This is a genomic window from Paenibacillus sp. NPDC058367 (assembly GCF_042723305.1).
Classification (GTDB): Bacteria; Bacillota; Bacilli; order Paenibacillales; family Paenibacillaceae; genus Paenibacillus_AQ.
Window position 1 is genome coordinate 2,138,200 of sequence record NZ_JBHXIZ010000001.1, and the last position, 12,033, is coordinate 2,150,232.

Consider the following 12,033-nt stretch of genomic DNA (forward strand, 5'->3'; position numbering starts at 1 on the left):
GGGAATCCGGAGCTGGCTATCCTTAGTTCCTGTTATACACCAACATCGTTGTATCCTTGAACGGCCTGAACTACTCTGTTTTTACTTTATTGTTGTATTCACGAACAATGTCAAAGTTGCTATCTTGTGACTTCACATAACCTTCATGCGAGTAAATATCTTTGATAATCTCATGTCCTTCTTTGTCAGCAGCGATATCAATAAACGCCTGCTGAATCTTCTCAATCCATTCCTTATTCATATCTGAACGGACCGAAATCGTGTCGTTAGGGATTTTATCAGTAAAAGCGAGAACACGAGTATCTTCAAATACTTTCGGATAATCCTTAACGACTATATTACGAGCATCCTGGAAAATAGCTGCGGCATCTACATCACCGTTCAGTACAGCAAGAACGCCTTGGTCATGTCCCTTAACCGTGATAGCTTGTACATCCTTCAACGGATCAAGTCCTGCATCCATTAGTGTTGCAGCCGGCCACACAAAACCTGCTGAGGATGTAACGTTTTGATAAGCGATTTTTTTGCCTTTCAAATCGGCAACAGATTGGATCGCAGAATCTTTCTTAACGATAATCATAGATTTATAGAAGTCAGCCAATTCATCTGTCGGAGCACCCGTTTCATCATTTACACCAAAACGTTGAGCTTGAAGAATAACTTCAGCAGCTCCTTTTTCTTTTGCCAATACGTAAGCTGTTGGAGGAAGGAAACCTAAATCTACTTTTTTGGAAGCCATAGCTTCGATAACAGTGTTGTAATCAGTAGAAACACTTACTTCTACAGGAATACCGAGTTTATCACCCAGTAATTTTTCAAGAGGTTTCGCCTTAGCTTCGAGCGTATCCGCATTTTGGGAAGGGACAAATTGTACTGTGAGCTTCTCTGGAACATAACCCTCTGCTACAGGAGCTGCCGTTTCCTTCGGTGCATTTGCTCCATCCGTCGATCCTTGGTTTGCAGTATTAGCAGTGTTATTAGCACCACAACCACTAAGCAAAGTAATAGACATCATTAGCGGCAATACGAATTTACTTATTTTTCTCAAACGAAAGACCTCCACTGTTCTCTTTTTTTTTTAGTACTTCTAGACTATAAATATTTTGTATTAAATCTAAGGCCTCTAACTATTAAATATATGTAAAATTTATTTCAATCTCTTAAAATTTCCAAATTATCTGATAGAATGAGGTCTGAACTTATTATCCGTAGGAGGCTACCCATGAATAAAGACAACACCTTAACCTGCGAAATCCTCATAACAAGTGATCTACATGGGCATTTAGGGCCCATTGATTACCGCACGGGTGAGAAACAACAAAAAGGCTTAGCAACCATTGCTAGCCTTATTAAACAAGAAAGATCCCATTGTCCAGAGCTAATACTTCTCGATAACGGTGATCTTATTCAAGGTACACCGCTAGCTTATTATGCAGCCACACAGTACAGTGACGAACTAAATCCAGGCATAGCTGCTTTGAATGAATTGAAATATGACGCTGCAATTATTGGCAACCATGAATTTAATTTTGGTAAGCCACTGCTTAATAAAGCCATTCAGGATTCCAAATTCCCTTGGTTATCTGCTGGAATTATAGATCGCGCGACATGTAAACCTGCATTTGGTAGACCCTATATCATCAAATGGATAGACAAAAAAATCAAAGTAGCCATTCTAGGAGTTACCACACATTACATTCCCCACTGGGAGAATCCTGTCCATATAGAAGGACTTCAATTCAAGGATTCGTTAGAGACTGTAAAGATTTGGTGTGCCACTATTAGAGAAGAAGAACAGCCCGATTTACTCGTTGTAGCTTATCATGGCGGGTTCGAGCGCGACCTCCTTAGTGGTGAACCTGTAGAGAGACTAACTGGAGAGAATCAAGCCTATGCAATGTGCACAGAGGTTGAAGGCTTAGATGTATTAATTACCGGACATCAGCATCGCTTCATAGCTAGTGAGCTAAATGGTGTGACGATCATACAGCCTGGTTGTAATGGACATTCCCTCGGTAAGATTTCAGTAGTCTTTCAAAAAGAAAACGAACGTTGGAAGATTAAGAGTAAACAAGCCGAACTCCTTGCTGTAGACGACAAGACCGCTGTAGATGATACAATTCTAGAGCTTAGCAGCACGCTTGAATCAGAAACAGAAGCCTGGTTGGATGAGAGAATAGGTACAGTTATCGGTGACCTTTCTATTTCTAGTGCAGATGAATGCCGATTGGCTGACCATCCCTTTATAGAATTTATGAATAAGGTACAAATGGAGGCTACAGGTGTAGAGATCTCGACAGCAGCTTTACTCAGCAACGATTGCAAGGGCTTCAGTAACACCATTACCCGGAGAGATATTCTTTCCAACTTCATTTATCCTAACACGCTAACTGTGCTAAGACTGACCGGACAAGATATAAAAGAGGCACTGGAACAAACCGCCAACTATTTTCAAAAGGATCTAGAGGGAAATGTAATTGTTAACCCTGCTTATGTAGAACCTAAATCGCAACATTACAATTATGATATGTGGGAAGGCATCCACTACGAGCTTCATATCAATAAACCTGTAGGCAAAAGAGTCCTCCATCTGCTGCATCGTGGGCAGCCTGTGGAGGACTCTAAGGAATATGATGTTGTTATGAACAACTATAGAGCAAGCGGCGGTGGAGATTATGAGATGTATAAGGGCAAGCCGATTATCAAAGAAGTACTGATCGACATGTCTGAAATTGTCACGAATTACATTGAAAAACGCGGCCAAATTGAAGCTACCTGTGATCACAACTGGAGAGTTGTTTAGGTCGTACTGATGAATGCCTCAATATCGGTTTCAATCAGCATTAAAGCACCTCTCCAAAAATCAATGGAGTGTACATCAATATCCATAAACTTTGCTACATCTGCAATATTATGCTTGCTGGTAGCACTAAGGAACTGACGATACCGGGCGACAAACTCCTCGCCCTTTTTTAAATATTCTGCGTAGAGTCCTTTAGCGAATAACAGTCCGAAAGAATACGGGAAGTTCATAAATTCATAACCAGCCATAAAATATCCGGCCTTGTTCATCCACATGTAAGGATGGATCGTATCAGGATCAATGCTCTCACCGTAAGCTTCCACCATACAAGCAATCATCAGTTCGTTCAGCTCTTGAACAGGGAGCGGACCCGAGGTTCTTCTCTCATATAGTTTAAGCTCAAATAGATAACGGGCATAGAAGTCTACAAGATAATACCCAGCATCGGAAATACTTCTCTCCAATAGAAGCTGCGTTTCCTTCTTGGTCGAACTAGTGAGTAGTGCCTGATTTACGATCGTCTCGCAAAAGATCGAAGCCGTTTCGGCAATCGGTATCGGATAATCTGTGTTCAGCATCGTTTCTTCTCCCAGACAGGAGCTATGATATGCATGACCGAGCTCATGAGCAAGGATACTAATATCTATAGCATTTCCAGTGAACTGTGTCATGATTCTGCTCTCGCCTATCGGAAAAATATCAATGCAGAGCCCATATCCACCCTTACCCGCTCTAGGTTCTGCATCAATCCATTGCTGATCAAAAGCCTTTTGAGCTAAATTGGCCAACTCCTCGCTAAAGGTTCCGAAGCTAGAGACAATTGTTTTTTGAGCATCTTCGTAAGAGATTTTTACACTTTCTTCGCCAATCGGTGCAAAAATATCGTAAAAAGGCAGCTTTGTGGAATGTCCCAGCAGTTTGGCTTTCTTTTGAAAATAGGTATGAAAAGCTGGCAAACTCTCCTGAAGAGCGGCGAGCATTGCCGATAAAGTTTCACTGTCCATTCGCGATGCCACTAACACCTTTTCCAGAGAAGATTGATATCCACGCATGCCATAAATCGTTAGCGCCTCACCACTTATTCCATTCATGCAAGCTGCACAAACCCCAGCAATACGACTGCAAGCTTCAGCCTCGGCTTCATAAGCCGCTTTTCTTAATGTAGCGTTATTCTCATAGGCCATACTCCTTAGTTCCGCAAGCGTTACTTTCTTAGTTTCCCCTTGTATTACCACATCTGCAAGTGTACTCGATACGCTCTCCATGTAGAGCCTTCCCCACGCTTTGGAACCCGTGCTCTGCATTCTGGCAATCGCAACTTCTACTTCCTCATTTAACACATAACGGGATTGCAGAAGAAGCTCCTTTAAATAAAATTGATGTTTCAAAAGATAAGTTGAGCTAACGATAAGCTCATCTATGTGTTCACAAGTGCTAATCCATCGTTTAAAACCCGCAACTACCCCAGCAATCTCTGAGCTCATATGTTCAATATCATCAGCAAGATTCATGGCTTCCTCAGAACTGCTGTCTGCGCTAAGGGTTAACTCTGCATAGGCTAATAAACATACATATACGCTTTTATAATCGTTGTAGAGTCTTAGAAAGTCCTCGATCCCTGCGACGGAAACACCCTCAAGCTTTAGATTGCCCTCAGCCCAGGCTTTCAAATCTATAATAAGTTGACCGAGTAGCTCACGATCGCCTTTTAACTTCTCTGACTCAAAGGAAGGATATAAGCTATCCAGATTCCATGTCATATTCATTTGTGAACCTCTCCTCTACTTCTTTGGCCATCCCTGATTTCTTCATTATACCGTCCTTAGTGGGTAAAATCTGTATACTACCTATGTTTTCGGGATGGCGCAAGAACAAAAAAAAGGACCCTGCCAACGTATGGCAGGGTCAAGGTCTATATTATAAGGGGGTTATGTGATTACTATAACCCTCTTAGCTTAAAAGAATATGAATAGTAGATAAAGATTGGCTTAATCTACAGATCTCTGTCCTCTTCATCAACAAAAAAAGGACCCTGCCAACGTCCGGCAGGGTCAAGGTCTATATTTAAGGGGGTTATGTGATTACTATAACCCACTTAGCTTAAAACGATATGAATAGTACCTAAAGATTAGCTTAATCTGAAATCATCCCTTATTGGCTTAAAGCTGAAGGGTTATTTCTGGCCTTAGTAATCTGAATCCCAATATAAATAATTAGAAACAGCACCATGAACCCAGCAGAATAACGATACATCATCCCATAATCGGATGCCGCCGAGATTGCCCCAAGAATAATGGCCCCACTGGCTACCCCTAAATCTGTTGAGTTATAAAACATACTGTTCGCCATACCATACTGTGCAGGTGTAGATGTCCGAAGCATCCAAGCCTGTATAGTAGGCTGGATAGCTCCAAAGCCGAGTCCATAGAGCAATGCGGATATAATGAGCATTGGCATGGATGTTGTATACGAGAGCACTGTTAAGCTCGCGACGACACAAACCGCTGCGGGAATCAGAACAGCAGCCGGACCTCTTTTATCAAATAATCTGCCGGAAATAGGTCTAATAATGATGATCGTAATCGCGTTAAATAAGAAGAACAAACCCACTTGCTCTAAATGCACCGATTCGCCGAACAAAGCGATAAAGCTAAGCAATCCACCATAAGTGATCGCGAGTAAGACATTCAGTATTGCAGGCAATACTAACTTTGTATTAAAAGGAACCTTGAGTGGTTTGGATGGTGCAATGGATCGCTCAATAGGCTGTTTTTTCGGTACAGCTGGAAGTGAACGTGAGAACAATAAGACTGGAAAGGCAAGAAGCAAGGTGAATGTTCCGATCATCGCCAGTGTTCCAAACCCCGATTGCTTCATTACGTTCAAACCAATCATAGGGCCAATGGACATTGCAAGACTGGTTGATAAGCCGAAATAGCCGATCCCTTCGCCCATTTTTTTGCTAGGAATAATCTGTGAAACAATCGTGGGAATAATCGTGCTGGCAATCCCGAACCCAATCCCATAGCCTACCCGCATCAGCAATAGTGACCCGATTGAGTCTGCTACCACATAAAGACCGGTTATGGCGGCCGCGATGGCTAAACCAATATATAGTAGTACATTGCGGCTAACCCTCCGCATCAGAAAAGCAGTCATAAAACGTGAAGCAATCGCAGTTAGCGCAAATACACTTGTAACCAAGCTGACCATAATATCTCCGGCTTGAAATTCACTTTTAACATAAGACGGAAATGAAGATAGCAGCATCTGTAAATTCATAAATAAAAATAAAGCACTAAACGTTAAAGCAATAAAAGACTTGGTCCATAGTTTCGTACGTAGTTCTTGTTGTTCTGGCATAACTTACGTTCCTACTCTCCATCATTTATTTGATCAATATGATTGTTTATTCTTAGCAGCAACCCCATGAGCAGCTCATATTCATCACTGGAAATACAGTTCATAATCTCATCTGTGACTTGATCCTCAATAGGAAAGGTCTCCTTAATCAGAGCTCTTCCTTTTTCCGTAATATAAACCTTAAAAGAACGCCGATCATTCTCCCCGGTTCTTTTATAGACCAGTCCTTTTCCCTCCAAGTGATCCAGAATTCGCGTCGTAGTTGGTTTATCCTTACCCGAACGCTTCGCGATATCCTTCTGAATCAGCCCTTCCGTTCTGTCGACTTGAAAAAGCACTGACCATTGCTCAGGTGTTATATCATATTCCTTTAGCCCATTTTGGAATAACGCGCTTAATTTACGATAGGTCGTTCCCATCATAAATCCTAACGTAAGTTCGGATTGGTTATGCTTTGTCGCCATGATCAGACCTCTTCTCATTTCATCTTCTTTTTAATAGTTGCTTAAACAATTATATTCTAGACAACTAAGTTTGTAAAGGTGAGACAAAATTATAAACTAACTATTATTAAGTTGCTTGACAAAGTAAACTAAACACGGTATTATTATCTCATGTTAAAGATACTTAACTTAAAGACAACTAGAGCGTAACACGCTTAATATTATTTATTTAAAGGTTGTGTAATTCATGGGATTTCTAGACAAACTATTTGGTAGAACAAAAATCGAGGAGGAACAAACAATGTCTAAATTAAACATCGGAATCATTCTGGGAAGTACTCGTCAAGGTCGTTTAAGCCCACAAGTAGGGGAATGGGTTAAAAAGGTAGCAGATGCACGTGGAGATGCTAATTATGAGATCGTAGATATCGCGGACTTCAAACTTCCACTAATGGGAGAAGTTGATGCTACTGAACAAGCAACTGCTTGGAATACAAAGCTTGCTACGTTAGACGGTTTCGTATTTATCGTTCAAGAATACAACCACAGTATTTCCGCATCACTGAAAAATGCACTCGATTACGCGCGTGAAGCTTGGAACAACAAAGCAGCGGGTATCGTGAGTTATGGTTCTGTAGGTGGGGCTCGTGCAGCTGAGCATTTACGTGGGATCTTGGGAGAGCTGTCTGTAGCAGATGTTCGTGTACATCCAGCCCTGTCCCTGTTCACTGATTTCGAGAACGGTTCTGTGTTCAAACCAGCGGATCTTCACCTGACCAATGTAAATGGCATGCTTGATCAAGTATTGGCTTGGAGCGGTGCGCTCAAGACGCTTCGTTAAGATCACCCGCTTTAATATTATGAAATACACCTCTAAGAATAGACATGGATAAACCTATGGTTTGTCCGGTCTATTCTAAGGGTGTATTTTTTGTGTGTGATGAAATGACCACCCTAGAACAAGGAGCAATGATCATATGGTTTGTGCTTGCATTATTAACAGCTCTCGCTTGGGGATGGAGAGTGTTTGGGGTGAAGTGCCCGGGCCATCGCATCCATATAGCTCTGAACGGCGCACTGACTCACTTCCGCTTCTGGAACGAATATTTCGAAAAGATGAAAACATCCGGGATACAGGTTAAATTCGATATCTACACCTGCTTGCGCAAGTCGTGTTACATATTCGATCGTCTCATCTCGGAATAGATCAAGCTGACCTACACAGGTATAGGTTGGTGGCAGTCCAGCTAAATTCTCCGCTCTCGTTGGTACCGCATAGGAAGATATCCTACTGGCATCGTTCTCCTCGCCCAGGTACATGTTCCAAGCCGTTAAGTTGTCCGTCCGGTTCCAGATTGCACCTTCTTCCGTAATCTCATGGCTTGATGGCGTAATGTTACGGTTGTCGAGCATCGGATACAACGGCATCTGAAAGATAATGGAGGGTCCACCTTTATCTCGTGCCATCAGCGCAAGTGCTGCTGTCAGCCCGCCGCCACCGCTTGCACCAGCAATTGCAACCCGATTCTCATCAATGCCAAGCGATTCCGCCTCCTCCGTCATCCATACCAAGCCAGCATAACAATCTTCGATTGCAGCTGGATAGGGGTGCTCGGGTGCCAGCCTATAATCAACCGACACGACAACACATCTCGCCGTCTGAACAAAGCGTTCACACAACTTGTCGTCCATATCAGGATGTCCTAATACGTATCCGCCCCCGTGAATCCACAGCATAGCTGGAAGCTTGTCAGCATTTCGCCCAGCAGGTTCATATATTTTCACCAGCATCTCCCCTGCAACACCCGGTATTTTTCGACTGGTTGTGTTTACATGCTCTGATCTCTTCACTGACGGAGCCGACACTAAACTTCTGCTCCACTCTAAATTCTCTTCCAATTGAAACCCTGGAAATTGTGAATATGCCTCTCTTAATTCTGGTAGTATACGTTTATCGATACTCATGAAAATCCTCCAATACAATAATGATTGCTTGTATAATTCCTATTCCTTCTCAGCTTCCCACTTGGCAATTTCCTCTCGTACTCGTGGAGCAACCTCCGTTCCGAGCAGTTCTATAGCCCGCAACACCTGCTCATGTGGCATCGTGCTTAGTGGAACATACATCATAAAGCGTGTAATACCTACATGCTTCCGTAGATGAATGATCTTCTGAGCAACTGTTTCTGGATCTCCAACGTACAATGCGCCATCAAAGCTTCGGGCCGCATCATAGCTGGAACGGTCATAATACGACCATCCTCGTTCTTTCCCGAGCTTGTTCATGCCGTATTGGGTAGATGGAAAAAAGATATCTGCTGCCCGTTCCGTATCTTCTGCGACGAATCCAATCGAATGAGATCCCACCTGAAGCTGCGATACATCATGTCCAGCGCGGGCCGCCGCCTTCTTGTACAGCTCTACAAGCGGAGCAAAATTCATTGGATTCCCGCCAATGATCGCCAACATCAATGGCAGACCCAAAAGTCCTGCACGAACGGCAGAGCTTTGCGTACCTCCGCTGCCAATCCATATTGGTAAAGAGCTTTGGACGGGCCGCGGGTATACGCCCAAATTATGAATTGCTGGCCGATGGCCTCCCTTCCAAGTTACTTTCTCGGAACCCCGTATTTTCATAAGCAGTTCGATATTTTCATTGAATAGCTCCTCATAGTCATGTAAGCCATAACCAAACAACGGAAAGGATTCAACGAATGAACCCCTGCCCGCTATAATCTCGGCACGTCCATTGGAGATGCCGTCAAGCATAGCAAAATCCTGAAACACACGTACAGGATCAGCAGATGAAAGGACCGTCACAGCACTAGCCAGGCGAATCCGTTTAGTCAAGGACGCAGCAGCGGACAACACGATTGCTGGTGAAGAAGCTGCATAATCTTCACGATGATGCTCACCGATACCAAAAACATCAAGTCCCACCCGATCCGCAAGGACGATTTCTTCGACTACTTCTCGTAATCGCTGTGCATGACTCATTACAATTCCAGTCTCAATATCAGGCTTTGTTTCTACGAACGAAGTAACACCTATTTCCATGGTTTATCACACCTCTTTTAATTTTTCTCCTGCACTACAACCAACAGAGATTTGGGGCAACCCTATTTTTTAAGAAGGATGCTCTAGACAACGGATTAAAGCGGTCCAATCCATCTCACCATAACCACGGGCTATTCCTTCAGATAAATGATGATGGATAAGTTGGCCCAAAGGTAGAGGAGCTTGGACGGACTGCGCTGCCTCTATAGCCAGTGCAACATCCTTCAGCCCTAGCTTCATTTTAAAACCAGCTGGTTCAAACCGCTGCTCTGTCATTATCGCCCCATAGTTCTGATATAAGGGAGATTGAAAAAGAGCATTCACCACATCCATAAAACGGGCTGGCTCTATGCCATACTTTTCTACCATCAGCTGCGTTTCTGATAAAGCTTCCAGCATAGAAGCAATTAAAAAGTTTACGCCTATTTTCACAACATTTCCTGCTTCGCTATAATCCCCAATCTCGAATATTTCCTGACCTAATTGTTCTAAAACAGGAATTAACTGTCGTCTGGCTTGTTCCGGACCTGCCAAAATGATGCGCAATTTAGCTGCTTTAGCGGCATCCGGACGCCCCAGCACTGTGGCAGACACAAAGTATTGCTTTCTCTCCGCATGCGCCGCGGATAATTTCCGAGCCAGATCTACACTGATCGTACTGGCAGATATGTGAATTCCTTTTTCTGATAATCCATTCAAAATTCCATTCGGACCCTCAACAATCTCCTCCAAAGCGGCATCGTCAGAAAGCATGGTTATGACCATATCGCTCTTTTGTGCTGCCTCCAATGGTGTCTCGGCATAATGCGCTCCTTGATCTATTAGGGGTTGCGCTTTTTCACGAGTACGATTAAAAACGATTAATTCATTACCAGCTTTCAACAAATTTCGGGCCATTGGAAAGCCCATTTTCCCAAGCCCGATAAATGATATTTTCATAAGTCTCTTCTCCGCATTAAGGATAATTTACAATAACGGAACGATCGTTCCAGAATAACCAAAAAAAATTTATATTCCTGCAATTACAAAGCTTATCATCTCTTTGGCACGTTGCTGATCTTGATCTGCTTTTGCCATAATATTTATGCTTTGATGTAAATTCAGCAATAAATAAGACCACGCTTTGACATCAGTGGTTTTATCAAGTTCGCCTGATTGTCGGCCTTTTTCCAAAAGCTCGCAAAAAGCCTGTTCTAAATTCAAAAAACTAGTCTTTATCAATTCATTTATTTTTTCATCCCGCGACTCTAGTGTTGTAGCTGCATTCGTTACAAAACACCCGCCGGGTAGGCTCGTATCGTACGCTGAAGTAATATGTTGCTCAAAAAATTGTTGAATCCCTGCTCTAACGCTTGACGCCTGTTCAAGAATGACCTGTCTATTGAAGCTTACCTTTTTGTAATGTTCCAGTGCGGCAATGTACAACGTTTGCTTGTCAGAAAAAGTATCGTAAAGACTAGATCGGCTAATGCCCATAACCTGCAGCAAGTCCGGTATGCTTGTTGCCTCATAACCCTTTTTCCAAAACAACAGCATCGCTTGATGTAGTGCTTGATCCTCGTTAAACTCTCTTGTCCTTGCCATGAGTAACACCTCCTGTAATGGCAATATAACATATCTGGAACGATCAGTCCAGATAAACTTCGAGAGAAAACCTTACGGTTTGCTTGGCATAGCTGATGAACTATAATTAGCCCACAAAAAGACCTGTTCGGTAGGCTTCATCGCTTACGAACAGGTCTTAGTTTATTATTCCGGTCTCTCAATTTCAAAAATCTCACCAATCGTAGCGTAATTAGCTCCCGCTAAACGACTTACTGCATTTAAGGCTCTAGGGTCAATCCGCCCCTCCTGATAAATCGATTCATCGATATGAAACTGAACAATCTCGCCAATGAATAAATCACTTCCAGGTTCTTCTGCTCCTAGAGGTATCGCTTGTACAAGCTTACATTCCATTCGAACCTTTGCTTCCAATACACCAGGTACAGCTATATTTTTACTTGGGATCGGTGTAAGATTGGCAAGTTCAATTTCACTTTCTGCTCTTGGCAATGAGGCAGCGGTTTGATTGATTTTCCCAACATTCTCATCATCTACAATATGCACAACAAACTGATGATTGTTATAGATATTACGGGCTGTATCTTTTAATCGCCCCGCTGGTCTTTGAATAGACAGTGAAACCATCGGAGGGTTAGACGAGACGATATTAAAATAGCTAAACGGCGCACCGTTCAAAATGCCATCTTCTGATTGTGTAGTGACAAAAGCAATGGGCCTAGGAATAACAGTACCAATTAATAACTTATAATTTTCCCGCTCACTATTTTGCTTCGGATCAATCGAAATCAATCTCCCCAGCTC

11 protein-coding genes are annotated in these 12,033 nt (G+C 42.8%); 2 read left to right on the plus strand and 9 right to left on the minus strand.

Annotated features, from left to right (window positions below):
* Positions 1 to 70 precede the first annotated feature (70 nt).
* Positions 71 to 1,048, minus strand: coding sequence for a phosphate/phosphite/phosphonate ABC transporter substrate-binding protein (locus ACFWMP_RS09370; protein ID WP_042185354.1), 978 nt, complete (start codon positions 1,046 to 1,048; stop codon positions 71 to 73).
* Positions 1,049 to 1,222: 174 nt separating this feature from the next.
* Here ACFWMP_RS09370 and ACFWMP_RS09375 point away from each other — a divergent pair, with 174 nt between their 5' ends.
* Positions 1,223 to 2,803 carry a bifunctional metallophosphatase/5'-nucleotidase gene (locus ACFWMP_RS09375; RefSeq protein ID WP_042185352.1) on the plus strand — a complete coding sequence of 527 codons (1,581 nt, stop codon included), beginning with the start codon at positions 1,223 to 1,225 and terminating at the stop codon, positions 2,801 to 2,803.
* Here the strand turns inward: ACFWMP_RS09375 and ACFWMP_RS09380 are convergent.
* The 3 genes from ACFWMP_RS09380 to ACFWMP_RS09390 all read right to left on the minus strand — a co-directional run bounded on the left by ACFWMP_RS09380 (position 2,800) and on the right by ACFWMP_RS09390 (position 6,630).
* Positions 2,800 to 4,569, minus strand: a complete 1,770-nt coding sequence (locus ACFWMP_RS09380) for a M3 family oligoendopeptidase (RefSeq protein WP_379423221.1) — start codon at positions 4,567 to 4,569, stop codon at positions 2,800 to 2,802. The two genes, ACFWMP_RS09375 and ACFWMP_RS09380, sit on opposite strands and share 4 nt — an antisense overlap.
* Positions 4,570 to 4,954: 385 nt before the next feature.
* Positions 4,955 to 6,166 carry an MFS transporter gene (locus ACFWMP_RS09385; RefSeq protein ID WP_042185348.1) on the minus strand — a complete coding sequence of 404 codons (1,212 nt, stop codon included), beginning with the start codon at positions 6,164 to 6,166 and terminating at the stop codon, positions 4,955 to 4,957.
* Between the two features lie 11 nt (positions 6,167 to 6,177).
* Positions 6,178 to 6,630: a MarR family winged helix-turn-helix transcriptional regulator gene (locus ACFWMP_RS09390; RefSeq protein WP_379423224.1), complete on the minus strand. Its 453-nt coding sequence runs from the start codon at positions 6,628 to 6,630 to the stop codon at positions 6,178 to 6,180.
* 280 nt (positions 6,631 to 6,910) lie between these two features.
* Between ACFWMP_RS09390 and ACFWMP_RS09395 the strand changes: the two genes are divergently transcribed.
* Complete coding sequence (locus ACFWMP_RS09395) at positions 6,911 to 7,450, plus strand: NADPH-dependent FMN reductase (protein WP_042124617.1); 540 nt, start codon at positions 6,911 to 6,913, stop codon at positions 7,448 to 7,450.
* A gap of 155 nt (positions 7,451 to 7,605) precedes the next feature.
* Here ACFWMP_RS09395 and ACFWMP_RS09400 read toward each other — a convergent pair whose 3' ends face one another.
* From ACFWMP_RS09400 to ACFWMP_RS09420, 5 genes are all read right to left on the minus strand, one after another.
* Positions 7,606 to 8,574 carry an alpha/beta hydrolase gene (locus ACFWMP_RS09400; RefSeq protein ID WP_379423226.1) on the minus strand — a complete coding sequence of 323 codons (969 nt, stop codon included), beginning with the start codon at positions 8,572 to 8,574 and terminating at the stop codon, positions 7,606 to 7,608.
* Positions 8,575 to 8,613: 39 nt separating this feature from the next.
* Positions 8,614 to 9,666 (minus strand): LLM class flavin-dependent oxidoreductase, encoded by a 1,053-nt coding sequence (locus tag ACFWMP_RS09405; RefSeq protein WP_076283968.1) that lies wholly within the window; start codon positions 9,664 to 9,666, stop codon positions 8,614 to 8,616.
* Between the two features lie 69 nt (positions 9,667 to 9,735).
* Positions 9,736 to 10,605, minus strand: coding sequence for an NAD(P)-dependent oxidoreductase (locus tag ACFWMP_RS09410; RefSeq protein ID WP_379423229.1), 870 nt, complete (start codon positions 10,603 to 10,605; stop codon positions 9,736 to 9,738).
* A gap of 69 nt (positions 10,606 to 10,674) precedes the next feature.
* Positions 10,675 to 11,250, minus strand: coding sequence for a TetR/AcrR family transcriptional regulator (locus tag ACFWMP_RS09415; protein WP_339245446.1), 576 nt, complete (start codon positions 11,248 to 11,250; stop codon positions 10,675 to 10,677).
* Positions 11,251 to 11,415: 165 nt separating this feature from the next.
* Positions 11,416 to 12,021, minus strand: coding sequence for a flavin reductase family protein (locus ACFWMP_RS09420; RefSeq protein ID WP_379423231.1), 606 nt, complete (start codon positions 12,019 to 12,021; stop codon positions 11,416 to 11,418).
* Between the last annotated feature and the right edge of the window lie 12 nt (positions 12,022 to 12,033).